Here is a 24981-nt window from a genome sequence, read left to right on the forward strand (position 1 = left end):
ACATTCTTCTCGGACTTACGACCAATCCCCCTCCTTGTGTGAAATGGTGAGAGCTTGCTCCAAGTTATAGACGACACACTTGATGACGAGTTCGCGGAATTGCTTCCACCAACGGCGTGACCGTACGAACGCACCGAACTTCTGTTTGATCGCTGCTTTGACTGCCTCGTTCATGTTTCGCCGATGGTAGAGATCGCTGTCCAGCCGTGCGTTCCATGCCTTGTGGAGCGAGGTAAACTCTCGATGCTTGATGAGTGGTCGAATACCGCAATCACGGGCGAGCCGACGGAGTTTCTGGTCGTCGCACCCCTTGTCACAAGTTAACACCGTGACAGATTCCGCGTTCCGTTTCACCACCTGTGGCGCAATCTGCGTATCGTGTTTTCGTGTCGTCGTTACGTGAATGTCGAGCACTGCGTTGGTCGCCGTATCGACCAACAGCGTCGTTTTCAACTGCTGGATTGTGAGGTTCGTTCGCTTCGTGTAGTGGGTTGATGCATGAGCTCGCTCAAACCCGTACGAATCGATGCCGGCGACACCGTTCAGCGGCAAGTCCACAAGTGAAACGTTCAGCAGAACCCGCCAGACGGCCATCTCCAAGCGGGCGAATGCCTTGCAGAGTGTCGAGGGGACGGGAATTGAATCGAGATTGAGGGCGTCACGAATGCGAGGCATCTCGATGAGTTCATCAACGAGGTCGCGGTACGTGGTCGTCTTCTTCACCTTGAGACAAAGCAGGACGACGTGTTGGCGGAGTGTAAATTGCTTCCGTGAATAGGAGTCGAAAACCGTGCGACAGCACGGCGAGCCAGCACCATAGCCCGTTCGACGAATCGAAGGAGTCGTGACTTCGGGAGAGTATCCATCTACCCTCTAGCTACTCACCAGTCATGTTTGTCAGCGAGGATTTCAACAAGACCAAATCCTTTGCCTTTGATGGGATTCGTGTGCCGAATACAGAGATTGTATGAATCACGGAGGTAGCTTTTGCTGAAAAATCGAGCTTCCAAACCACGGCGCAGTTGGTGACGATGGCCGCCGATCGAGGGTGCGAGACGTCGGCTCATGAGGCAATCGATTCTTCTGCTCGATAGGAGAGGCGTCCTCTGGTGAGAACTACGAGGAGTACCGCTATCGAGGAAAAAACGATTACGTTCAACGCACCACCATCAATGATGGTGGCGGCCCAGCCACCGTAGGGTAAGTCATCGAAGACCGGTGTGAGAAACCCGCTCGCTGCGTTCCCAGCAGCATGGAGGAGAATGACGATGAGGAGGCTGCCACCGGTTCCGTTGAAGACCCACGTATAAATGAACGTGGCCGCGATGGCAGTCAGCCAAAATGCGGCAAATCCATCAACCGTAAACGGACCGAGGAACGGCGTGAAAAATCCTGGAAGGTGCCACAGGCCGTGGAGCGTGCCGAGAACGAGGGTACCCCGTACTGGGCCGTATAGCTCTTGTAATCGTGGGAGTGCAAAGCCGCGCCAGCCGGGTTCTTCACCGATCCCCGGCACGAAAATCCCCAGTAGCACGAGGGGAAGGAAGATGGTGAAGAAGAGGGGCCAGTTCTCAAGTAGCGCCCTGAGTGGATCTGCTCCGAGAACAGCGACATACCCTGCGATATACGCGAACATAAACCCGAACAGAGCGACTACATACCAGCGAAGGCCGATTCGCCACCGTTTGATCCGTCCCAGTAATCGACGCACACTCGCCCGTCCCTCTATCACCGCAGTTACGAGAATTGCCGCGAGAGCTGGTCCTAGCGGTGCTAGCACGTACATCACGATGCCATAGGCATTCGGTAGTGTATACGGCAATAGTCCCAAGCCAACGGAATTTTCGCTCACCGACCATGGTAGAATAAATGCCCACGAGATGGCGTATGCTAATACAAAGAACACTCCCAGTGGTGAGTAGTGAATAATAGAGTCTACTGATTGCTTCATCCAATCTGCTCATTAGCGAGACGTGGTAATAATCTACTCGCGCTAACCGACGCAGCATCACCTGGTTTCGAGTGCTCTTGCTGCATATGCGCCCTCTATTCAGCACACCCGTCAAAACCTATCTCCTGGTTGGGGTTTCAACAAGCCCAGGTAGATAGCGATTCTTCTTTAGTGGTTTCGTGGAGGATTCTACACAGATATTTTACAGAAGAAGCGTCAGGCGTCCACTGATAAAGGCCACTGCTGAAATGTACATCCCATACTTCAGCAGTGACTGACCACCCGCTGGGTCGTCAAAACTTCGATATCCAGAGTAGAGCATGACGAGAACAGCCGGTGCGACCAAGATAAGATACGCTACGCCAAACGTTCCAATGAAATACGGCACGGGACTTGCGAGCATCCCAAGCAGTAGAACCACTATAGCAATACTGAGCGCTGGCCGTCGACCGATCGCGATCGGAAGGGTATTCAGCCCTTCTTCGCGGTCGCCCGCAAGATCCTCTACGTCCTTGATGACTTCTCGTGCGAACGTCGACAGTGCTGCTAAGAGGAACAAAATACCGACTGCTAAACTTAGCTGGCCGACGGCTGCTGCACCGAACAGGAATGTACTCCCGCCAAGATATGACACAAGTAGATTACCGACCCCCGGTAACCCTTTGAAGAATTCTGTATACGTAACGAGCGCAACAAGATTAAGTACCGCAATACCAGTTGCCAGCAGTGGGAGCATCAAGGCGAGCACCCCAGCAACGGCAAAGAGAACCACACTGAAGACGAGAACAGTTCTAGGGGCAACTGCACCGCGAGGAATTGGTCGCTCGGGGTTGTTGATCCGGTCAATATCGCGGTCAAAGTAGTCGTTGATCGCCATACCTGCACCCGTGGCAAGAATCGTAGTGAGAGTTGCTGCACTGACGGCTCCCATCTGATGAAGGATGCCACTGCCTTCAGCAACGAATGCACCAGTGAACGTCAGTACGCCGGAGGCGATGGCATTGCCTGGGCGGATAAGCTCTATGAGTCCTTGAATACACTCATCAAGCGACACACCAGCGACTTTCTGTGCTCGTCCAATAAAGAGCCCGAAACATACCTAGCCAATTCGGACAAATAGACTCCATAGCACGATTCAGTAGGTGTGTGAGAAAGACCTATTATCTGTCACTAGTCCTCTCACATATGGAGATAGAAGACAATGAATTGACAGAGGGGGCAGTGCTCCCAGATGAACGAGTAGCGACGTTCGAGCAGGTACTGGAGAAGAAATCTAATTTGGAGCTCGCGGAGACGATGGCCACGGTCTGTGGGATCCATATAGCAGCATCCCGTGTATATCTCACTATTCTCGATCATCCACACAGCACAATAGCTGAAATCTCTGAAATTCTTGACCGCGATCAGAGTACGATCGGGAAACAGCTGAAACCGCTGTACGAACAGGACTTGGTGACTCGGTATCCACGCACCGTCTCTAATGGAGGCGTCAAATATCTTCACGTCGCTCAATCACTCGCAGAAACCACGGAGTGGCTACAACATGAGTTGGACAGATGGACAGATGCAACCATGACGCAACTATCGCGACTCCACATAAACTAGCATACGTTTAGATGGTGCACCCACGTTATTGCCGCTCTTCCAGGATGAGTTTGGGTATAATGCGAGTTACGATGTTAGAAGTTCGTGCGATGTTTGCGATTCTCGGAATTCGTACGATTCGCACATAACATTTATACAATCACCATGAGATGATTGGAGCAGAGGCACTCGCGAAGTTTACGAACTCCAGGATTCGGAGAATGCTAGCGATTCGTACGATCCTCACGATTCGTAAAGTTCGTAGAGTGCAGGAGGATTAATCATGGCAGAGGAACACAATAGCGGAGAACCGCGCGCCGTTTCTGTCGGCGTGCTCAAAGGCGGGTTCGGAAAGACAACAACGGCGATTAACCTGGCTCGTGAGTTAGCTCATCGAAACGGCTCAGCTCTTGTTGTCGACCTCGACGACAACGGCCACATGAGTCAGAATCTCGGATTCACGGACCAATATAGTGCCGAAGAGAACCACGCCGAAGCCGTTCTCATTGACGGTGAGGAACCAACGCAATACATTCAAACAGTAACCCAGGGACTCGACATTTTCCCTGCGCACGTGCAGCTCGAAGACGTCCAGAGTGGCCTAAAGGAGGCGACGATGGGAACGACACGACTCAAGGAGAATCTCATCAATCCGCTACTCGGTGACGAGTACGATTATATCGTGGTCGACTGTCCAGCGAACCGCGGGAAGCTGAACGACAACGCGATGTACGCGACGGGGAACATCATCATCCCCCTTCGCGCAGAGAGTGGGTACGAAAGCGGTCTCTCCAGCACCGTTCAACGGCTCGTGCAAGAAGCACGGCAGTACTTTGAATTGAACATCCTCGCAATCACACCCACAGACTTACAAGATCGTATCGATCAGGACACGCGCGACCGTTCGCTCCTCAAGGAGATCAACAGTCGGGATGGTGTATCGAAGCTCGTGCCGAACTATGCACGTGTGACTGACGACGATTGGGTAGCGATCAACAAAGGGAAGCAAAACGGGAATCTGCCGGGGATTCGCCACCGGGCGGCGATCGACAGGGCGCACGATGAAGGCGTTCCACTTCGAGACTACGATGAGACCTGCGATCAACTCAAAGCCTACGACGAACTCGCTGAAATCGTCGAGCGCGGAGAGGTGGTGCACGAATGACGGCGTTTGACGATCTCGAAGATGCAATCAATGAGGAAGCAGAGAAGCCACCAACTTCTAGCAGTTCGTCCGATTCTCAAGATTCGCTCGAATCGGACGAATCGCAGGAATCTCACGAATCGCAAACATCTAAGGAGCCAAAAGATCCGCGAAAGGCGCCTGCATTCGAGTTTTCCCCAGATTTACGACGAAGTATCTACGCGCGCGAAGAGTCGTGGCAGAGGTTCGAGGATGCACGTGACCTAGAGATGACTCGGGAGTTGCGGAACGCAGGCGTTCGGAATCACGAGAGTCGTGAGGTTCATGACGCGATGGTTCGGTTGGCGGCAGAAAATCCCGAAGAGATGACACGGTTGATCCTTGACGCACGCGGTGTTGACGGAGCATAGACGCAAAGTCTGAGTCGACACACCGTTCTTCCACAGTTGAAGAGTAAAGGTTGAAGCAGTAGTCGCGGATCCAGAGGTCGCTACTAAACCAGGTCGTTAGTTTCCAGCGAATACCAATGTCGAAGATAATGAAACCGTTACAAATATCCATCTCAAACAGTATTTGTACCAACTAATGCTATACGTTCTCTTGAGGGGGATTATCTCGGGGCAGACCGTAAAGTGAAGTGTCGATAATAGGCAATGATTGATTTCGACTGGAAAATTAATGAGTGGGTGAAATCACGGTGATGAGGAGACCACTAGTGCCAGTACTGCCAATAATAGCTTCATTTAAATACCACTCTCTCTCTCCACCATTGCCAGTAAAGAAGTGAATAGACGACGGTAGTTGGCAGTGAAAACAGTTTTAGGTCTAATTCAGCAGTAATTCTACTACCTCAATCGTTATTGCAAACTCCTCTGGTATTATACAATCGGTTCGACGATCACGTGTTCATGCTGTAGATATGGCTTCTTGGCACGACCATCCGTCTCGAAGCTGATCACACCATGGCGGGCCAGTGTTTCGAGGTCACGACTCACTTGCCCCTCATCGCGGACGAGTTGTCGTGCGAGATCACGGACGTTAAATCCTGCATTTACAGCACCGGGGAGTTGCACTTGATAGCCATTCCCTGCAATTTGGAGTGAAGCGTTTGTAACACGGTGGATCGAGACGGTGTCGAGCGCGGCTGACGTTGCGAGTTCGACGATATTCTCATCAGTGATTCGGTCGAGATCGATGACGAGGAGGAGACCGTCGAATGCGAACACGCGAATGTTTGCAAGACGAGTGGGCTCGTCGTCAGTCTCTTCAACGAGTCCAGCGGCTCGGGCAGGCTTTGTGACCTGGAGAGCGAGGCCATCGCCGGAACGTTTGATCTTATTGGGCATTGGTGGTTAGTATTGCGTACTAACTCAAGAACATTCGCCTTGGCGGATGCGCTCTCGGCTCGGCGTTGTTGGTGAGAAGCGTCGAGGCCGCGAATCTCCTCACGTGAATTCAGTTTCACTTCCGCTCTGGTTGGCTGACCTCTTTATCGGTCGGGTACCAAGCGTCGAGTGCAGTTAGCGTAACCCAGCAGGCGACGTGGGTTCTTGTGCTCATCCCAACCCATGCTCCCATGGCGTCTGCTTGTTCCCCTTGTCACAATGAGCCAGGTAGTGTCACGACTGGACTCTGTCCGAGGGTTTACCTGTCGTGTCCTCGAATTTGGTAGTACGAATGGGTCCAAACGAGACGTCGCCACTCACACCACTTGCGCAAGAAGCGCTTGAGGCACTCGCAAGGAGGCTCCCGGATGAGGGCGAACTCACATATGAGCACGCCTATACGATTTTGAAGGAGGAAGAAGAGCTTGAGCGACCAGCTGCCGAGGATATTATCGAACGGCTCTACATGAAAGGCCATCTCTATGAGGTCGAGGAGAAGCTCCGGCTCACTGATTACGGATCTGAATAACAAGGGCGGCCCCGGTAGTGAGGGTTAACATGGAAATACATCGTGTCAATCGAATCGCTTTTCTTGATCAACTAGCCGGGCATGGGTTTCCCCCAGTACCGCGTTGTGCTCTAATCGGTTCATAGATGAGAATGGTATTATCACTGCGGACGGTGACAAGATAGTCCTCGACCGTGAATCGCACCTCAACGTCACTCTTTTTCTCCGCGCTTGCTGTGACGATGTCTTCGAGCGCATCTGGGTTCACGTGTTCGTACAGGGAGAGCGTGGTCTGGCCTGCTGCCGGCTCAATCACGTCAATGAGTACGTCGACTACATCAACAACAAGCTCCGAACTCGATGATTCAGGGTCAATTGTCTTCAAGGCGATCAGTGCGTATTGGGGTGGTGGACTCGGTCCAGAGTGCTCTGTGGTGGAGCCAAACCAGCTGGTCGTTTTGACTCTCAGTGTATCACTGTTCATACTTTCCATTAGCCCTCCAGCTAGTTGAGTAACGGCCACTTACTGCAAAATTTACTCAATCGAAAGAAAACGATGCTAAAATCGAGACCAATAAAAGTTATATGGGATTGTTTGATGGAATAGTATAATAAAATCAATCAATGTCTGACGTACTTATTTTATCCTCGATGCCGTTAGTGGAGATACGCTCTCACCAGAGGCCAGCACGACGACACAGTCTGGCGTCATCACCCGACAGTGTCGCCGTGGCTGGTCGTGAGAGCTGACTTTCCCTCCCTAGCCTCCTTTCCGACAGGTTGTGTGAGTTCTGTTGTTCAGTGCTTGTCTGTCGAGAAGCAGGGTTTCGGAAATCCGAATCGGAAACGGATGGGACGTGTCGAATCTCGTGATCACTGTCTGGCATCTCGAATCGTGACTGACTGTAGCAGATTCGGGCACAACGCCGTTAGCTTAGGAGGAATCGAACCATCTACACCCCTCTTCGAACTGGCCTAAAAGCGGCGTGAAATTCACCACCGACTCCGTCGACCAATTTATTCGACATCATCACGCCCTCATCGAGATTTTGCAAACGGAATGTGGAACTCAAACTGGCCAAACGTCCGGGGATATCTCGAGCTTCCGGCAGGTTTCTACCGATGAAGTGCACCAGTCTACACCAACAATTGCATAGTGAGTATTCTCGCGTTGCTATGGCGCCCAGCACGGCAGTCACTCGCACTGGTTGAGGAGGGTCGTTCCTGTATTGGAAGCATTGGAAACGACCCTGGCTTGCCTATCTGAAACCCCAGAGAAATACCACCTGTGATGATGCGCCAGACGCCACCAGAACTTCCCTCACTTGACTCCGGAATCACGCTGCTCAAAACCGACGAGCGCATGACTGGGTCACTCCAATCACTCGTGCTCGACCAATTGCTCCTCGATCAGGGCTCAGCCATCTGGATCGATGCTCACGGGCACGGAACGACGCACCCACTGACGCGAGTCACTCCTTCAATGCGCGTTCTTGATCGGATTCACATCGCGCGAGCGTTCACTCCGTGGCAACACCAGAGTCTCGTGCAGGATCTTGCTGGCGAACTCTCGGCCGAGACCACGATTGCCGTCCTCCCGGCTCTTGACTGGTTCTACCGGTCAGAAGATCTTCCGCCGGGTGACGATAGACGGATGCTCTCGAGCGTGGCCCAGCGGGCCCAAGCACTTGCCGAACGATTTGAGATTCCGGTACTTTTGACGTTGCAGACAGACGATACGCTGACAGCACCGATTCGCGACATCGCCGATCAGACGATTCGGTGTGAGCAAACTCAGTTTGGGCCGCGGTTCGCAGGCGAGGAGTACGAGACGTTGGTCTATCCACTTGAGAATGGGATGGTGCAAACGACACTCGCGTATTGGAAGCGTATTCTCGCCAATCGGCATCCGGCGATCGTTGATGCTGACGTTTCACCGGAGGTGAGCGCGAATGGGGCGCACTAACGCAACGTATCGTGATTTGCTCCGGGCGATGGAGTCACGGTGGCAAGAGTATAGGCGGGCACTCCGACACGCTGACCAGGCTGTGTTCGATCAACTCTTCGAATATGCTCGGGCTCATGCCGACGCGAGTGGGCTCCAGAACCACCAGTTCGTCGAGATACCAGCGCTCATCTCGATGGTGATCGAACAGCAAAAACAACTGGAGGACTTGGAAGACCGACTCGATCACTTAGAGAACGATTTGAACAATCGGGGATGAGACGATGGTGTATAAAATCGACTACGTCGACGGCGACGTGCTCACTTGGTCGGTGACCGAGACAGGTGTGAACTGTGAAGTGGATGAATCGTACACGCCAACGATCTACGTGTCGGTACATGATGATGGCGACTTTTCCACGGCACGTGCCGCACTTCGAGACCATCCTTCCGTTGTGCAGGTTGCTGTTGTTGATGAACGCGTGAGTTTTCGGCACGATCCCGAACAAGTGCTTCAGGTGGATGTGGTCAACCTCAAAGCGATTACCTCGGTGGCGCGAATGGTGAGCAAATGGGGTTCCCCCGGTGAGTATCGCTGTTACAACGTCGATTTTTCGCGGGAGTTTCGGTACTGCCTCGAACAGGGGATCGATCCACTGCCGACCCACGAACTCTCGGAGATGCAGATTGCTGTGTCAGAGACAGAACTCGCGAGTAGGAGAGTTACCGAACTCACGATCGACGATGAGGTGGTGACTGGGAGTGGTGCGGGCGTGTTAGCAACGCTATCGGATCGAGTAGAGTCGGTTGACCCCGACGTTCTGTTCCTGAATACGAGCGACCTCATTCCAGTTCTCTTCCAGCAGGCCGATCGGCTCGATGTAGAGTTCCAGCTTGGACGGCGATCTGGATGGCAGCAGCTGGCGGGCGAATCGACCTACGAAAGCTACGGGCAAGTCCGACACTCTCCAGCACGCTACAATCTCCCGGGGCGGGTGATCATCGACGGCTCGAATACGTTCATGTGGAATCAGACGAATCTCGATGGCTGTCTGTATCTCGTTGCAAAGTCGGGCAAGCCATTGCTGGAGTTGGCATGGTCGTCGATCGGGAACATTTTGACCGGGATTCAGATACAGGAAGCCCGTGAGCGTGATGTTTTGGTCCCGTGGCGTTCGTGGCGTCACGAGAAGTTCAAAACGATGCGTCAACTCCACGATGCCGACCGGGGTGGGTTCACGTTTTCACCGGGCGTCGGCCTGCATGAAGAAGTTCATGAACTCGACTTCTCCTCGTTGTATCCGAATATCATCGTCACACGGAACGTGAGTCCCGAAAAGATCCGGTGTGAGTGCCATGCTGGTCGGGAGGACGTACCGGGCATCGGGTATTCGATTTGTGACGAGCGTGGGTATCTTCCGGATGTACTTGAGCCGTTGATCGAAGATCGCGATGCGATCAAAGCCGAGCTTCAAGAGACGGAGGATGAGGCTCGTCGCAAGGAATTGGAAGGCCAATCCAGTGCGATCAAGTGGATTTTGGTGTCGTGTTTCGGCTACCAGGGCTTTTCGAATGCGAAGTTCGGACGCATTGAGTGCCACGAAGCGATCAACGCGTACGCCCGAGAGATTCTGTTAGAGACGAAAGCAGTCCTCGAGGAGCATGGCTGGCGGATTGTGCATGGCATTGTCGATAGCGTGTGGGTGACGCCGATCGAGGGAGAGGACCAGACGTCGCTGTCCGAGCTCGCATCGGAGATTTCTAAGCAAGTGGAGATTCGGCTCGAACACGAAGCACACTACGACTGGATTGCGTTCGTTCCGTTACGGGATTCGGATGCTGGCGCGTTGACGAAGTACTTCGGGAAGGTTGCTGGGGAAGACGAGTACAAGTATTGGGGCATCGAGTGCCGTCAGCGGAGTTCGCCGTCGTACATCGACGAGGCGCAGAAAGCGTTGATTCGAGCAGTGAATGAGTATCGTGACCCAGAGGCGGTTTATGAGGAACTGCGGTCGTGGATTGATCGACTGGAGCGTGGGGCGGTCGATCCGAATGAGTTGGTAATCACGAATCGTGTTTCGAAAAAGCGAGAGGACTACACGCAGTCCACGCGGAGTGTGGCGGCATTAGAGCGGGCGGCAGATCTGGGGTTGTCGCGTGCGCCTGGTCGGAGTGTGTCGTATATGGTGGTTGACGATGTAAAGCAGTCGCGTGAGCGGGTGCAGTTAGCGAGTAAGGAGTTGGACGAGTATGATGTCGGGTTTTATCGAGAGTTGCTGATTCGTGCAGCAGCGAGTGTATTGGTCGCCGCTTGGGTAGCGTGAATCAGACATCGAGCAGGAGTTAGAGCACAGTGTTGTCACTGGGGGTCGACGGTGTGAAAAAGTAAATTTCGGCTGAAAATCACTGAGCGTGATTCAGAGATCGACAGCTTAAATCAGGAGACCGAGACTGACGTCGATTTTCTGTTCTTGTTCAGCTTCGTTCGAAGCATCCGCGACACCGACCTGAGAGTTTTCGTTGGACTGGCTACTCGCTTGAACGGCGGTGGCGTCACCGGAACATGACTTCCAGGCAGCGGCCGAGACAGCAGTCGCGTCGTCCTGGACGTTCACATTTGTTTGGGAAACGTCCTGATCCTGTGCGACCACAGCGGTGGCATCCTGGTCGATATCTTGGTCCTGTACGTCTATACCGTCTTGTGCGGCTGCACTACCGATGACGCCGCCGAACAATACGGTGCTGGCGACCGCCATCGCGATCAGTATTCTGAGTGTTTTCTTCATGGTTAGCTCAGTAGTGACGGAGGGTTCAAACCACACAACGACCTCACCATTCACGGATCTTCCGTGCAATTAGACGGCCGAAATGATGATTTTTGGAAACCCTGTCCGTCTAGTGTCTGCCAACTACGAGGTTCAATTTGAACCCCCCTTATCGTTCAGTTGTTTTAGGATGAGCTTTTGAGATGCAATTTTGAGGATCCATTTCAACGCGATTCTCCGTTTGATGGTAATTCGAGTTAAGACTAACGTGACTGCCAGCTGGGGGTCCCAGCATGCTTGTCGATTCGGACATAATATCTGTATTTTGGCACGCTATAGAAAATGACCAAGAAGTGCGTATATTCATTTCACTAGTATCCACCTTAACGGAGGAAATAATCGTTTTCGGAGACATTTCAGGCTAGACAGGCAAATAGCAATTTCCTGTGAAAATATAATGGTTGTAGTATAATGTTTCTGAATCAACTCTTATTGTTGATTCTCATCGTTGACTATCTGATTTGGCTCGGAAATGTCATTAAGTGTTGGTAATCTTAATGAGCGGAGACCTGTCGTTCACTAATTGTAAACGTGGAATCGTAGTGGTAAGTACTGGACGCTCCGGAAGCGATGGTGTTACTCATTGGCACGCACCTCCGCTGGGGCTACAGCGTCGTCATCGGGCGTGGAGAGGCGCGGAAAGTGAGCGATGGTGGTAAGCGTCCCGATACAACGCGCGGTCGTGTCACTGGCGGTGTGCGTGTACTCGATGACCGTCATGGACAACTGAGTGGACTATTTCGTCTGATCAATTATCTACACTATTCATAAATAGCTGAGAGCGAGAATGGAATACTACTCAGTCGTCTACGCCACAATAGTCAACAGCAATCCCAGCAATCGTTTTTGCTGTCTCAAGCAATGCAGGAACCGTAGTATGCTCATCGGCACCGTGGAGATTCCACCCCTCTGGACCGACTGAAACTGCATTAATATCGTAGTAGAGTGCGTAGAATCGCTCATCGAGCGCTGCATTGCCGCCCACAAAGGAACCAGACTGTTCCGTAATCCGTTCGGCATTCTGCTTTGAGATCTGTGCGATTTCAGCATCTGGACTGATTTCATGTGGGACAGCCTGCCATCCAAACCACTCGATTAATGGCTGATTGTCTTTGAGCCATGGATCATCATTTGCTACCTCTTGAATCGCACTCTCGATCTGTTCTCGCACGTCTTTGCGACTTTCACCTGGTGGCCACCCGACACGGCCCTGAAGAATCGCCTTTCCTGGGAGAGTCGATGGCCAATCGCCAGCTTCAATCATGCCGATATTGATATTCGTTACGTTCCCTTCGAGATCTGGATCACTTTGATAGGCAGGCTCATAGTCAATCTCGGCTTTTCGTTGTTGATCGAGCTCTTCAATCGCATGGTAGATTTTCGTTGCATTGCCAATTGCATTGACGCCTTGATGTCCCCATGCAGCATGAACGCTTTTTCCAGGCACCTCCACTCGGAAATACATGACTCCTGCACTCGCGATGCCAATATTCGGGATGTTGAATGGTTCAGCAATTACGGCTGCATCAGGGACGTAGCCGCGTTCGAGGGTTGACAAAGCACCACCAATGCCACCATCCTCTTCCTCAATAGTGCTTTGGAAGATGAGATCGCCACCGAGTTCTACCCCACTATTCTCAAGTGCTTCGATCGCAAGCAGAACGGCTGCCAATCCCCCCTTCATGTCGGCCACCCCGCGTCCATAAAGAGTGTCTCCCTCTTGAGTAACCGTCCACGGTTCTCGCTCCCACTCGCTTTCGGTCACATCAACAACATCGATATGGCCACCGAGCGTGAGTGTTGGCCCATCACCACCCTCGATTCGGACAGCGACATTTGGTCGTCCGTCGTATCCAACAGCGTCGTACGAGGAAGTTTGAAAATACCCCTCGTGATCTGTGAGTTCGTCTGGCGATGGTTCCCAGACATCTGGTTGGTAGCCAATCGACTCAAGCCGGTCAATAACAACGGCTTGTCCAGGCTTTTCGTTGCCGGTTACCGTTTGGGCCTCGACGAGTTCAGTTACCAATTCTATGAGATCCGATTCTTTGGAGTCGATCGTTTCTTCGAGTGTAGCTTTAGTGGACATTATTTGTGTATCGTGAGTGTTGATCGTAGTTCTTCGTTGCTAGCTCTCCTCGCTGTTCAACAGGCAATGGTATCTAATTACAAGTCACATGGCGGCGGCCAACACTCTCCTCCGAACCGAGTATAACCACTGATTCGAAATCCCATCCTCATCGGTCGAACAACTCTTGGAAACGGGATCGAATTCCGAAGTCACTCCCTGCAAGCCCATTCGGGAAGAACAGTGTCACGATGACCAACAACGCTCCCCAAATGATCAGCCGAACTTCGCCGACATCACGAAGCATTTCTGAGAGACCAAAGACAGCAACGCCGCCAAAAATGGCACCACCGATCATCCGTGGTCCCCCAATGATACCCATTGCCATTACCTCAATCATCTGGGACAGTTGGAGCATCGGCGGCGAGATAATGAGCAGTGTATATGCTTGCAGTGCACCAGCAACACCAGCGATTGCTGATCCAATGATGAACCCAGAGAGCTTATAGCGTGGGACGTTATTCCCGAGCATTTCTGCAGCTTCTTCTGATTCGCGAATTGCACGGGCAACGAGCCCAAACCGGTTTACAAGAAACCCGTATTGAACACCCATGAGTAACACGACGATACCCACGACGAAGTAATACATGAGCAGCTGATCGCCACCGAAGAGGGGTGAGAAATTCGTATACCCTGTCGGACCGCCGGTCACATCCCGAAGAATGATTGTTCCTCGGTAGATGATTTCTGCATAGGCCAACGTCACCATCCCGACATAGGCACCCTTGAGTCGCAGTACTGGATACGCGATCGGAAGGCAGAACACACTTGCTGCAAGCCCTGCGATGAGGATCGATACAAGTGGCGGTACGCCAAGTTCTCCCGCAAACAGTACCGCTGCATACGCTCCAACGCCATACAATGCAACGTGGGCGAACGTGAAGATCCCAAAGTACCCTGCAATGAAAATCCAACTCCCAACCAATAGCACGATTATGAATAGCTGCATGAGGATCTCAATCCCATAGGATGTAAAGATCAGTGGAGCAATCGCAGCAATGAATCCACCAAGAAGGAAGAGTACCCCATTTCGAGTTCGGGCGTCTTCTCTGAGTCGCGTCGTAGTTCGTTCGAACGCAGCACGGAGTGATTGGGCAATCATCCGCTGATCCACCCTCCGATACCGTCCGGCGTGGCGACTAGAATGACGATCATGATCACAAAGAGGATGATCATTGCCGTTTCGCTCGCTACCCAGATCATGCTGATACTCCGAATCACCGCAAGCCCTATCGCCGCTATAAGTGTTCCACGGACACTCCCAAGCCCACCGACCATCACGACGATAAACGCGAGCAGAAATGGATACCATCCGACTGATGGATAGATCGCAAAGAGTGGTGCAAGCAGCACTCCTGCTAGCCCCGCAAGAGCTGCGCTCACGCCGAAGGTAATCGCATAGATTCGTTTCGGGCGTACCCCCATGAGGAGTGCTGTTTGACTATCCTGCGAGACTGCCCGAATAGCGAGCCCCAATTTCGTTCGCGTGATGACCAAAAAAAGCAGGCTTAGCGCAACAACCGAGATCAAAAAGATCAGAAGCCGCTGTGCATTCACGGTTATCCCCGCTATTTCCCATGCTGCATTTGTTATCTGTGGAAATGCCCGCCGACTTGAGCCGATCCCCACGAGAATCGTGTTTTCAATGAAAATCGCAAACCCGAGTGTGATCACCATTGAAGCGATATCGAACTCCTCTCGATCCCGCAATGGCTCGATCAGTGAATATTCGATAATCCACCCAACGATGAAAACGACGAGAATCGCACTGAGAATCGCCACGAAAATACTGCCAGATATCCTCAGAGCGAAAAACCCGACAAATCCGCCGATCATAAACATCGCTCCATGGGAAAAGTTGAGGACACGAGCGACACCCCAAATAAGAGTCAGCCCAACCGCGATCAGTGCAAGTTGCCCACCAAAGAATACTCCATTAACGATTTGCTGTACAACGAGTTCAAGACTGACCATATTAGCTCACGCTCCTGCTCACTACTGCGTGAGCACTCTCCACCTTGTAGATGTCTATGATTAGATCATCTATTTGCCAGTTCATTTGTGACGCTCTCCAATGTACATTTTCATGATTTCATCCTCATTCTGTAGTTCATCTGTCCACCCTTCGAACACGACTCTTCCCTGATCAAGGACGTACACGTACTCAGCGGTGTTGAGGACTTTTCGAATATTTTGCTCGACAATTATCATATCTCGTCCTTCCTCTTTGAGCCTGGCTACTTGTTCAAAGACAAGTTCAACGAGATCTGGAGCAAGTCCTGCACTCGGTTCGTCGAGGAGCAAGATTTTCGGATCTGACATCAGTGCACGGCCAAACGCGACCATCATTTGTTGGCCACCGCTGAGTTCTCCAGCTCGTTGGCTCCGTTTCTCCTTGAGAACCGGAAACATCTCGAACACTGTCTCATATTGATTCTCCAAAAACTCCTTATCATCGACTAAGAAGGCTCCAATCCGAAGATTTTCTTGGACCGTCATCTCCGGAAAGACATTTCCGCCTTGGGGTAGCATGATTGCCCCCTGTTCGATAACGTCATGTGGATGGGCGTTTGTCACATCATGGTCTCGAATCCGAATCAACCCATCCCAAACCTCAACAAGTCCACAAATCGTTTTTAGAAGCGTTGATTTGCCAGATCCATTTGGGCCAATAATACAGTTGACACGGTCAAGTTCAATATCGAGGGTAATATCATGTAGCACCTGGTTTTCATCATACCCTGTATTGACTGACTCTAAATTGACTAAAGACACGTTATGTCCCCCCGAGATAGGCTTCACGAACTTGGTCATCAGCTTGAACCTCTTCAAATGTCCCTGTCATCACCTGTCGTCCGGCGTTCATAACAATAACCCGTTCACAAAGTTCACTGATAACTGACATATCGTGTTCAATTACGAGAATAGCGGTTCCTCGACTGTTGATTCGTTTGATGTCTGCGATAATCTCATCCATAAGTGCTGGATTGACACCCGCAGCCGGCTCATCGAGAAGGATCAGCTCTGGCTCGAGCATTAGCACACGAGCAAGTTCGAGGAGTTTCTTTTGTCCTCCGCTGAGTTCATCAGCACGGTTTTCAGCAACCTGATCAAGATGCAACTCTTCCAGTAGTTCCCAGATCCGTTCGTCACGCTCATCCGGTTCCACCGACACATTTGGAACCATCATATTTTCTACGACGGTTAGTCGTCCGAATGGCTTCGAAATCTGGAATGTTCGACCGACACCAAGTGTGGATACCTCATATGGTTTCTTGGTCGTGATGTCCTCGCCATCGAATACGATTTCTCCTTCGCTCGGCGATAGAAATCCGGTGATGAGATTCAGTGTTGTCGTCTTTCCGGATCCATTTGGGCCAATTAATCCGACTAACTCGCCGGATTTAATCGACATGTCGAGACCATCGACTGCCATCACACCTCCAAATGCCTTCTTGAGGCCATCTGTTGCAAGGACCTGCTTTCCGTTTACGTGTCGAGTCTGTCCTGACATTACTCGTCACTCTCCGTGATAGCTGTTGGCGGATAGAATCCATCCCAGGGCAGTGTTTGTTCAACAAATGAACTGGCCATGAGTACGGTTTGGTCATCGAAGCGAGATCCAATCAATTGCATTCCGATTGGGAGTCCCTCGTCTGAGAATCCAATTGGTACTGACGCAGCTGGATTTCCACTCAAGTTAAGGAGCCACGTGAGAGTCCATCCATGCATTGGATGCACCGTGACGCCGTCGACAGTGGGGTGATCTGTATCTAGCTCAAACGCGGTTCGTCCAAGTGTTGGCGTTGCAAGGATGTCGAAGTGAGAAACTGCCTCTTGGATTTCCCGGAATATTGAGGTTCTAACCCGCCGTGCTTCGGCGAGTTCTCGAGTACCGATTTGAAGACCCTTCTGAATGCGAGAGCGAACTTCTGGGGTGACCTCGGTATCATCTGCAAGTAGATCGATGTCTGGATCTCGCTTTAGATTCTCGTAGAGTCCAACATACCGGGATTGGAGAATCAGTTCAAGTGCATCGTGTCGTTCTTCCCATGTTCCTTCAAACGAGATATTTGCCGCTTCAACAATTGCACTGGTCTGTGAGAGACGTTCGAGTGCGCTTTCTACTGCACTCTGAACCTCTGTGCTGATAACTGATTCACCGAAGTCAATCGAATACCCAATTGACAGATTCGAAATTTCTTCCTCGAGACTGTCTCGATACGATGTATTAGTCTCTGGAAGACTGAATGGATCATTCGAATCAGGGCCAGTGATCACATCCATCATCAACGCTGCATCACCCACCGTCCGAGCAATTGGTCCGAGGTACGTGTACGGTAAGCTGTTTTCGTATGCGTCTACATTGGACGAACCGTGTGGTACTCGACCAAAATCAGGCATCAATCCATATACACCGCAGGCACTGGATGGGATTCGTATCGAACCTGCTGCATCAGACCCAAGTGCGAGCGGTGCAAGTCCTGCAGCAACAGCCGCGGCGCTGCCACCGGATGAGCCACCAGTTGTACGTGTGAGATCCCATGGGTTGGTTGATGCTCCGAAAACCGGATTTTCAGTTACGGTTTTGCGACCGAATTCGGGTGTATTTGTTTTTCCGAGGATGATCGCCCCTGCGTCTCGCAGCCGTGTAACAACTGTATCATCAGCGGTAGGGATATATTCGGCAAACGAAGGCGAACCAAACGTTGTGCGAACTCCGTTGACTCGAGTGAGATCTTTGATGGCGATTGGAATACCATGGAGTGGGCCCAGTTTATCACCTCGTTCAACGGCTTGCTCGGCTAACACTGCCTCCGAGCGAGCGCTCTCTTCACAAACTGTGACGTAGGCTGTGAGGTGGTCGTTGATCCGATCAATCCGATCAAGGAATGCATCAATGACAGTAACAGGGGAAAGATCACCTGTCTGAATACGGTCTGCAAGTTCAGTAGCAGGGGTGAAACACAAGTCATCACTCATTCGAATCAGCCTCCGTTATCATTGCGTGAACCCCCATCCCGTGACAATTCGTCTACTGACAGGGTTTCGTGACCATTTGTGGGATCCACCAGGCACTATTTCTCGTTCAAACTTGGACAGAGTCTTTCTAGGTGCTGACTTAGTCGAGATCATATTTGAATGAGTAACAGTATTTTTCGTATCCCAGCTGCTCATAAAACCGATGAGCGTCGTCTCGCCACAGTCCTGATTCGAGTTCAACAGCAGCGCATCCCTGTTGTTTAGCCCAATCGTGTACGAACGACAGAAGTTGCTCACCAAATCCTTCAGAACGACGCGATTCGGTTGTTACGAGGTCATAGACGTACGCATGTCGCCCCAAATAAAAATTCGCTGAGATTGTAACGCCAGCAACTGCAACTGGGTCACTCTCTTCATAGCCTACGAAGAGTCGATACCCTTCATCGACCATCTCAGCATATAGATCATCGAATGAGTCTTCAGTGAGATGAGATCGTAGCTCCCGAAGGATAGGGAAGGCTTCTCGACGTTCCTTGGCTGTTTCAGCATGCCGAATATCCACTTTGATCACCTACTAAGGGGAGAAAGTCAACTACTATGCTCAATTCTTTCATTGTGTTAGTAGACACTCCCGTCGATTTGTTTCGCTGCTAGCTTCGGAGGCCAGACGAAATTGAGGTTTCCATCGATGATTTGATAGCCAAGTGCAGACTGTGTTTCTGGGCTTCCCCATGCTGCTTGATGGTTTTTCTGGTATTTGATATAACCAGTTCCTCCTTTGATCGGATTATGATTGAGGACTTTGTTGGCCCACTGATCATTACTTGCCGATCTAAATGCCTCTAAATCATTGAACGAACGGACATACTCTGCAATTAGTTTGATATTTTGATATGAGAGCGCTGCACTCCCAGTCATTTCAGCATCGTATTTATTATTCCATGCCTGGAGCACTCCTTGTTGTTTGAGCAATTTATCGACACGACCTGCATTCAGTAGTGTAATCGCCCCATTCGCGGCGTTACCAGCTGTCTTCCGTGCTTGTTCGATCGTAAGCCCATAGTTGTGGAAAAAATGTGTGTTTTCAAACCCTGCTCCAGCAAACTGCTTTGCAAGGTTACCAGCACCGGATGATGATGTTTGGACGCCCCATACGATATCTGGGTTATTCTGCTTGATTCGCGAAAGGAGAGAGGTAAAGTCGGTTTCGTCTAATCCAACTTCATCTTCCGAAATGACATTCCATCCAATTTTATTCAACTCGTCTTTCATCAAATCCATGATGGAGAGCCCATATGACGTGTCTTCGCCAATCAACGCGATTTTCTTACTTTGATATGGGAAATAGCCGATCTTTTGTTTTTGAAATTGAGAGATGAGCTGTCGCCACCCTACGGCATACGCTTCCGAGGGGGGTGCCGTCTTAAAGACATTTGTGAGGTCGTTTTTGTTGATTTTCGCAACTATTTCACTCGACACCGCTTCGTCGATGATCTGTGGCACATCATGTTGGTTGGTCACATCAATTGTTGTCAGTGCGACGTCGCTGTGAAATCCACCACCCATTGCATCGACTTGTTCTTCTTGAATAAGCCGACTAACTTCGTTCCGACCTCCTGATGGTTGTGATTCTGAATCTCCGAATGCCAGTGTAATATCCTGGCCACCAACACCACCGTCTTTGTTTATCATCTCACGGGCAAGATTCGCTGCCATCTTCTTTTGTTGCCCTATGTTTGAAGCTGGCCCCGAAAATGGCCCGTAAAACCCGATTTTCAGGCCACCTTCGCCTTTGCTTCCGCCTCCTCCAAACCCTTTGAGACATCCAGCTAATGCTCCAACAGCTCCTGCCCCACAAACACGGAGAAATCCCCGGCGTGTGTTGGCACGCGACGTGTTGCTCATACTCATGGTACTGTACTCAGAGACGGGATATAAATAATTACTGGTTAGGATGGCAATTTGTCCCAATCTTGATTTCAGCAACGGGACTCTGTTCGAGAATTAGAAGCTGTTCTAGACAAGATGTAAGTAGAGAGAGTGAGATTACCACGCATATGTTGGAAATCAATTCGAAAAGATTTCGCGAAACGTTCGAACGGTACTCAAAAATCGGTGGGACGGCGAATGATGGTCTTCACCGATTAGCACTGTCGACAACCGATGGAGAGGTGAGAGATGAGTTCGTCTCGGATTTAGAGGCGCTTGGATTGTCTGTCCGTATTGATGAAGTTGGGAATATTTTCGGACGCCTGCCAGGCGCTGATCAAGCAGCGGCCCCAATTCTTATCGGCTCTCATTTAGACTCACAGCCAAAAGGCGGACGATATGATGGACAACTCGGTGTTCTCACAGCCCTTGAGACTATTCGAGCCTTCGATGATTCGGACATAGAAACGCAACGTCCTGTCGAGATCGTCAATTGGACGAATGAAGAAGGATCGCGCTTTAAACCAGCGTTGATGGGGAGTGGTGCCTGGGTTGGCATACATGACGTCGATAAAATCCTCTCCACCACCGATGAGCAGGGAACAACTGTTGAAGATGCACTTAAAGAAATCGGTTATGATGGCACCACTCCATGTGACCCGAATGAGATTCCTCATGCGTACTTAGAGCTTCATGTAGAGCAAGGCCCGGTGCTCGAAGAGCATGGACGAGAAATTGGAATTGTCGAAGGAATTCTTGGTATGGCATGGCTCGAAGCAACGATCTACGGTGAAGCCGATCATGCTGGCCCCTCACCAATGCATACTCGATCAGATTCACTGGTCGCAGCAGCAGACGTGGTTACGGGGGTTCGACGCCTAAGTACCCATCTTGCAGACGATGTGGTAACGACTGTTGGAGAATTGATCGTCGAACCCAACTCGGTGAACGTAATTCCATCCAAAACCAGTTTTACTATCGATCTCCGTTCCTACGATAATGAAGTTGTCAATCGTGGTATCGATCAGATCGAAGCCGAATTATCATCTGCCTGTGCTCGGGAGGGAACCAAGTATGATCTCGAGGAACTATGGAAGATCCCGCATACAGAATTCTCACAGCAGATCTGCACTCGCCTTGATACCATTGCCAACGAACTCGGACGATCACATGAACGTATGATCGGTGGTGCCGGTCATGATGCCTCATATTTAGCGGATTTGACTGAAACAGGGCTTGTCTTTGTTCCCAGTGTCGATGGTAAAACGCACAACGAGCAGGAATTCACCGAGTGGGATGATGCCGTCGCTGGAGCAGAGGTGTTTGCCAATACCGTCTTGCAACTCGCTGAGTCAGAGGAGACGTCACAATGAGTGCTGTTTATGTTCTTCTCTCTACAACTAAGATATTGACTGAAGACAGATTCGGGAGGCAATGACAATGGATTCTCGTGATATTGAAATTCTCAAGACAGTATTCGAGCTTGGTGATCCTAGCCCACGACGAATCGGAGAGAAAATTGGTATACCAAAGTCAACTGTTCATTATCGACTTTCCAAGCTCCAAGAGCAAGGTGTCCTTCAAAACGATCTCTATGAATTTAATTCGAAAGTTGCAGGATTCAACATCACTGTAATCACAGAAGTTCTCGCAGAGTATGAGCCAAACTATCAACAACGCGTTGGCGAAGAACTCTCTGAGATAGAAGGTGTTTCTGAAGTCCATTTCATGATGGGTGATACTGATTTTATCGTTGTGGCACATCTTCCCAACAGTGACCATATTCAGCGTTTAATTAACGAATACGAGGTGATTGAGGGGGTTGAGCGAACTAGCTCCAAATTCGTGATTTCGACAATTAAGTACGAACCAAATGCCATGCGAAACTATGATCGTGAAACACTCATCGAGATCTTAGGGTAGCTGATGCTGATGACGAAGCATAATATTGAGTGAACAAACGCGATATACAAAATCTCGAACATGATGACCAGTTGCGTGCCCAGATTCAAGAAGCCCTTCCCAATACCGAAGTGTTCGTCTTGGGGTTAGAGTAGTTGAACGGCTCTTCAACCGAACAGCGGATAACATCACGATCAGTCGGCTGCTGATCGATCAGGTCACCATCTTGGACAGTTCGGTGTAAGAGAACTACTGACGGGATGATACAAAGAAAGCCGTGTTTGGGAGAGGCTTCGACAATGGTATCGTCGTGATCGCCCGACGGCTGATGGCGACGGGAGTACCGGCTGCTGACGCCTCCACTGGCGACGAATAATGATGATCGTCGAACGTTCGTACGCGAAGACCGACCTCAGTTTTCGAATTGGTGTGCAATACATGCTCTATATCTGGCATACCGTTCCTAATAGATGATTAGAGTATGACATTCAGCTGCTGACTCGTCAGTGTGGAATACTCGACACATTCTCAATCATGTCGTCCTCGACTGACGCAATTGGGGGGATGTCAATTACAATATTGTAATAGACGAGTACAAGTATTGGAGGATCGAGTGTCGGTAACGGAGTACGCCGTCGTATCTCGACGATGCGTAGAAAGCGTTGATTCGAGCGGTGAATGAGGACCGTGATCCAGAAGCTGTTTGTGAGGAATTACGGTCGTGGGTTAATCGACTTGAGCGTGGAGCGATCGATCCGAATGAGTTGGTGATCACAAATTGTGTCTCGAAACACCGGGAGGACTACACGCAATCGACGCGAAGTGTGGCAGCACTGGAGCGAGCGGCGGATTTGGGGTTAGCACGTGCGCCTGGTAAGAGTGTGTCGTATGTGGTAGTCGACGATGCAAAGCACTCGCTCTCGCGACTGCTGTTGGCAAGTGAGGAGTTGGACGAGTATGATACCGAGTTCTATCGGAAATTGTTGATTCGTGCCGCAGCGAGTGTACTGTCGCCAATGGGTTGGCGAGAATCAGATATTGAGCAGGAATTGGGGAAGTATACCGAGTCGAGTTTGGCGTCATTCAGATAATATTTAGGTACTGCTGCGGATTTTCACCAGTCACACTATAGTGAAGGATCCGGGTAGGTCAGGAGCGACCGTCCAAGATACAGAGCGCATAGTCAGCACGTTCCGACCGCAATCGAGGAGCAGGGCCGATTGCTTACTACTGAGAAAATCTGTATCTTTGGCGCCGTCGAACAGGGTGTAGTGACTGGAATCACTCCTCGCGTTTACCGTATGTTTCCTCACCCCAACCATAGTCTGACGCTTCGTCGTTCCGTTCGAGGTAGTCCTCCAGTACCTCTTGTACCGTTTGGCCGAGATCCTCTAACTCACCGTCAATCATTGAAACCGTGCTCGAATCGAGCGATTCAGTCGCGTTTCGCTCCCTCCAGTCGTCCGAAATCATTGGGGCGTCGAAGCGAAGGCGGTCTTCGGTTGGGTCCCAGTAGAAGTCGAACGCTTGGAACAGGCCGAGGTCGCTGACAATTCGAACGTGCTCTTCATCGAGATTTGTGTACTCGGTCCACTCGTTGAATCCCTCCTTCCATGCACCCTCCTGGAGCAGGTCTTCGATGTCCTCGCGGTAGAAGTCCTCTGACCCGAGCGTCTCTTCTTGCCACTCGAACTCGCGCGGCATTCCTCGGTTCGAGAGGTCTGGTGGTTCCGGGACCTCTATATCGAGCGCCATACCAATGGTTTCACTGGTAACACAATAAAGCCTATAGCAGTTCCAAATGAGACGGAATGAGACGCCTCTCCCAAGAGAACATCCCGTTACTGGATAGAGGGCGCGTATCGGTCACGCTTGGAGCTTGACAGCAGTCATGGCAACAATCGCCCGTGATCGTCGGTCTATATCCCGAGCCACTCGTCGTTTCGGACCTGATATCCGTTCGCTCGACAGAACTTCGCCGCTTCTCGGCGTACCGCCCGGGACGTCGGGAGCGTTTCTTTGTCGCGGATTCGCTCGACGATCCAGTCGCTGATAACTTGGACCCCTTCATCGTCGTCATCGGCGTCGATCGCTTTGAGTTCCTGGAAGGTCTTCTCGTAAGCCTTGCGCTGTGTCCAACTGAAATCCGTATTCCGAAGCGTCTTGCTGGCTTCCACGACCCGTTTCATGGCCGCGGCAACTGTCGGCCGCTGTACCTGCACCCGGAGGGCAGCTGGAGAGTCGAACGTCTCCTCGTCAGTCTCCGGTACTAGTTCCTCGATACTGTAGCTCCCCTCAACCGATTCGATCTCACGATCGCCGATCGCCGCGACGACCTCGATCCCCGTCGCCGGGAATGTCAGCTCTTCGAGTTCCGCCTTAAAATCGGCGAGTTCCTCCGCTTCCACCGGTGGCTCTATTTCGTCCTCGCGCTCCAGTTCTGTGGCGATCTCACGCTCTTGCTGGCGTCTTTCAGCGTCGTGTGCTTGCTTGTCTCGACCGCGCTTATCGTCTGCCATTCTAGGATTTTGACTCTCCAGCCGAATAGCTCTGTGGTCGATAACAGGTACTCCCAAACGTTTACGCCAGCTATTAAAATCGAGTTTTTGCTCGTCAGGAAGTCATCCAGTGAGACAGTCTGACTCCTATATCTTTCTAAAATGTTGATCGAGAGCCGGAATTTCAGGTGAACTATTT

At 51.1% G+C, this 24981-nt stretch carries 25 protein-coding genes and 1 pseudogene; 9 read left to right on the forward strand and 17 right to left on the reverse strand.

Annotated features, from left to right (window positions below):
* Nucleotides 1–15 precede the first annotated feature (15 nt).
* From LIW51_RS30930 to LIW51_RS30940, 3 genes and pseudogenes are all read right to left on the reverse strand, one after another.
* Nucleotides 16–866: pseudogene (locus LIW51_RS30930) on the reverse strand (IS5 family transposase).
* Between the two features lie 197 nt (nucleotides 867–1063).
* Complete coding sequence (locus LIW51_RS30935; RefSeq protein ID WP_227379882.1) at nucleotides 1064–1852, reverse strand: CPBP family intramembrane glutamic endopeptidase; 789 nt, start codon at nucleotides 1850–1852, stop codon at nucleotides 1064–1066.
* A gap of 301 nt (nucleotides 1853–2153) precedes the next feature.
* Nucleotides 2154–3005 carry a geranylgeranylglycerol-phosphate geranylgeranyltransferase gene (locus LIW51_RS30940; protein WP_227379883.1) on the reverse strand — a complete coding sequence of 284 codons (852 nt, stop codon included), beginning with the start codon at nucleotides 3003–3005 and terminating at the stop codon, nucleotides 2154–2156.
* 131 nt (nucleotides 3006–3136) lie between these two features.
* On the opposite strand from LIW51_RS30940, the gene LIW51_RS30945 reads away from it, so the two are divergent.
* The 3 genes from LIW51_RS30945 (at nucleotide 3137) to LIW51_RS30955 (ending at nucleotide 5089) form a co-directional block, all read left to right on the forward strand.
* Complete coding sequence (locus LIW51_RS30945; RefSeq protein ID WP_227379884.1) at nucleotides 3137–3556, forward strand: helix-turn-helix domain-containing protein; 420 nt, start codon at nucleotides 3137–3139, stop codon at nucleotides 3554–3556.
* A 262-nt stretch (nucleotides 3557–3818) separates the two neighbouring features.
* Nucleotides 3819–4700 (forward strand): ParA family protein, encoded by an 882-nt coding sequence (locus tag LIW51_RS30950; protein WP_227379885.1) that lies wholly within the window; start codon nucleotides 3819–3821, stop codon nucleotides 4698–4700.
* Nucleotides 4697–5089: a DUF7970 domain-containing protein gene (locus LIW51_RS30955; protein WP_227379886.1), complete on the forward strand. Its 393-nt coding sequence runs from the start codon at nucleotides 4697–4699 to the stop codon at nucleotides 5087–5089. The genes LIW51_RS30950 and LIW51_RS30955 overlap by 4 nt, the downstream gene beginning before the upstream one ends.
* A gap of 468 nt (nucleotides 5090–5557) precedes the next feature.
* On the opposite strand, the gene LIW51_RS30960 is transcribed toward LIW51_RS30955, so the two are convergent.
* Nucleotides 5558–6025, reverse strand: a complete 468-nt coding sequence (locus LIW51_RS30960) for an HVO_A0114 family putative DNA-binding protein (RefSeq protein ID WP_227379887.1) — start codon at nucleotides 6023–6025, stop codon at nucleotides 5558–5560.
* 331 nt (nucleotides 6026–6356) lie between these two features.
* Here LIW51_RS30960 and LIW51_RS30965 point away from each other — a divergent pair, with 331 nt between their 5' ends.
* Nucleotides 6357–6593, forward strand: coding sequence for a hypothetical protein (locus LIW51_RS30965; protein WP_227379888.1), 237 nt, complete (start codon nucleotides 6357–6359; stop codon nucleotides 6591–6593).
* 67 nt (nucleotides 6594–6660) lie between these two features.
* Here LIW51_RS30965 and LIW51_RS30970 read toward each other — a convergent pair whose 3' ends face one another.
* Entirely contained in the window at nucleotides 6661–6957 is a 297-nt protein-coding gene (locus LIW51_RS30970) for a HalOD1 output domain-containing protein (RefSeq protein WP_227379889.1), read from the reverse strand.
* A 906-nt stretch (nucleotides 6958–7863) separates the two neighbouring features.
* On the opposite strand from LIW51_RS30970, the gene LIW51_RS30975 reads away from it, so the two are divergent.
* Genes LIW51_RS30975 through LIW51_RS30985 form a run of 3 tightly spaced genes read left to right on the forward strand, consistent with a single transcriptional unit; the run spans nucleotide 7864 to nucleotide 10841 of the window.
* Nucleotides 7864–8538, forward strand: coding sequence for a P-loop NTPase family protein (locus tag LIW51_RS30975; RefSeq protein ID WP_227379890.1), 675 nt, complete (start codon nucleotides 7864–7866; stop codon nucleotides 8536–8538).
* Complete coding sequence (locus LIW51_RS30980) at nucleotides 8525–8797, forward strand: DUF8156 family protein (protein ID WP_227379891.1); 273 nt, start codon at nucleotides 8525–8527, stop codon at nucleotides 8795–8797. Before LIW51_RS30975 ends, LIW51_RS30980 begins: the two co-directional genes overlap by 14 nt.
* Before the next feature lie 4 nt (nucleotides 8798–8801).
* Nucleotides 8802–10841: a type B DNA-directed DNA polymerase gene (locus LIW51_RS30985; RefSeq protein ID WP_438267478.1), complete on the forward strand. Its 2040-nt coding sequence runs from the start codon at nucleotides 8802–8804 to the stop codon at nucleotides 10839–10841.
* Nucleotides 10842–10949: 108 nt separating this feature from the next.
* Here the strand turns inward: LIW51_RS30985 and LIW51_RS30990 are convergent, their stop codons facing one another.
* From LIW51_RS30990 to LIW51_RS31035, 10 genes are all read right to left on the reverse strand, one after another.
* Entirely contained in the window at nucleotides 10950–11303 is a 354-nt protein-coding gene (locus LIW51_RS30990; protein ID WP_227379892.1) for a hypothetical protein, read from the reverse strand.
* Nucleotides 11304–11918: 615 nt separating this feature from the next.
* Nucleotides 11919–12062 carry a hypothetical protein gene (locus tag LIW51_RS30995; RefSeq protein ID WP_227379893.1) on the reverse strand — a complete coding sequence of 48 codons (144 nt, stop codon included), beginning with the start codon at nucleotides 12060–12062 and terminating at the stop codon, nucleotides 11919–11921.
* Nucleotides 12063–12141: 79 nt separating this feature from the next.
* Nucleotides 12142–13431: an ArgE/DapE family deacylase gene (locus LIW51_RS31000; RefSeq protein ID WP_227379894.1), complete on the reverse strand. Its 1290-nt coding sequence runs from the start codon at nucleotides 13429–13431 to the stop codon at nucleotides 12142–12144.
* A 148-nt stretch (nucleotides 13432–13579) separates the two neighbouring features.
* Nucleotides 13580–14572 (reverse strand): branched-chain amino acid ABC transporter permease, encoded by a 993-nt coding sequence (locus LIW51_RS31005; protein WP_227379895.1) that lies wholly within the window; start codon nucleotides 14570–14572, stop codon nucleotides 13580–13582.
* Complete coding sequence (locus LIW51_RS31010; protein ID WP_227379896.1) at nucleotides 14569–15444, reverse strand: branched-chain amino acid ABC transporter permease; 876 nt, start codon at nucleotides 15442–15444, stop codon at nucleotides 14569–14571. The genes LIW51_RS31005 and LIW51_RS31010 overlap by 4 nt, the downstream gene beginning before the upstream one ends.
* An 81-nt stretch (nucleotides 15445–15525) precedes the next feature.
* Nucleotides 15526–16284 carry an ABC transporter ATP-binding protein gene (locus tag LIW51_RS31015; protein ID WP_227379897.1) on the reverse strand — a complete coding sequence of 253 codons (759 nt, stop codon included), beginning with the start codon at nucleotides 16282–16284 and terminating at the stop codon, nucleotides 15526–15528.
* Complete coding sequence (locus LIW51_RS31020) at nucleotides 16247–16984, reverse strand: ABC transporter ATP-binding protein (protein WP_227379898.1); 738 nt, start codon at nucleotides 16982–16984, stop codon at nucleotides 16247–16249. Before LIW51_RS31020 ends, LIW51_RS31015 begins: the two co-directional genes overlap by 38 nt.
* Complete coding sequence (locus LIW51_RS31025; protein WP_227379899.1) at nucleotides 16984–18453, reverse strand: amidase; 1470 nt, start codon at nucleotides 18451–18453, stop codon at nucleotides 16984–16986. Before LIW51_RS31025 ends, LIW51_RS31020 begins: the two co-directional genes overlap by 1 nt.
* A 139-nt stretch (nucleotides 18454–18592) precedes the next feature.
* Complete coding sequence (locus tag LIW51_RS31030; protein WP_438267479.1) at nucleotides 18593–19024, reverse strand: GNAT family N-acetyltransferase; 432 nt, start codon at nucleotides 19022–19024, stop codon at nucleotides 18593–18595.
* A 47-nt stretch (nucleotides 19025–19071) separates the two neighbouring features.
* A complete protein-coding gene (locus LIW51_RS31035) occupies nucleotides 19072–20358 on the reverse strand; it encodes an ABC transporter substrate-binding protein (protein WP_227379900.1) in 1287 nt (428 codons plus the stop codon).
* A 152-nt stretch (nucleotides 20359–20510) separates the two neighbouring features.
* On the opposite strand from LIW51_RS31035, the gene LIW51_RS31040 reads away from it, so the two are divergent.
* On the forward strand, nucleotides 20511–21755 hold the full coding sequence (locus tag LIW51_RS31040; protein WP_227379901.1) for a Zn-dependent hydrolase: 1245 nt from the start codon (nucleotides 20511–20513) through the stop codon (nucleotides 21753–21755).
* A 67-nt stretch (nucleotides 21756–21822) separates the two neighbouring features.
* Nucleotides 21823–22305, forward strand: coding sequence for an Lrp/AsnC family transcriptional regulator (locus LIW51_RS31045; RefSeq protein WP_227379902.1), 483 nt, complete (start codon nucleotides 21823–21825; stop codon nucleotides 22303–22305).
* Between the two features lie 1260 nt (nucleotides 22306–23565).
* Here LIW51_RS31045 and LIW51_RS31050 read toward each other — a convergent pair.
* Both LIW51_RS31050 and LIW51_RS31055 read right to left on the reverse strand, forming a co-directional pair.
* Entirely contained in the window at nucleotides 23566–24039 is a 474-nt protein-coding gene (locus tag LIW51_RS31050; protein WP_227379903.1) for a DUF7992 family protein, read from the reverse strand.
* Nucleotides 24040–24203: 164 nt separating this feature from the next.
* Nucleotides 24204–24803, reverse strand: coding sequence for a DUF5789 family protein (locus tag LIW51_RS31055; RefSeq protein WP_227379904.1), 600 nt, complete (start codon nucleotides 24801–24803; stop codon nucleotides 24204–24206).
* Between the last annotated feature and the right edge of the window lie 178 nt (nucleotides 24804–24981).

The organism is Haladaptatus halobius, from assembly GCF_020618475.1.
GTDB classification, from domain to species: Archaea; Halobacteriota; Halobacteria; order Halobacteriales; family Haladaptataceae; genus Haladaptatus; species Haladaptatus halobius.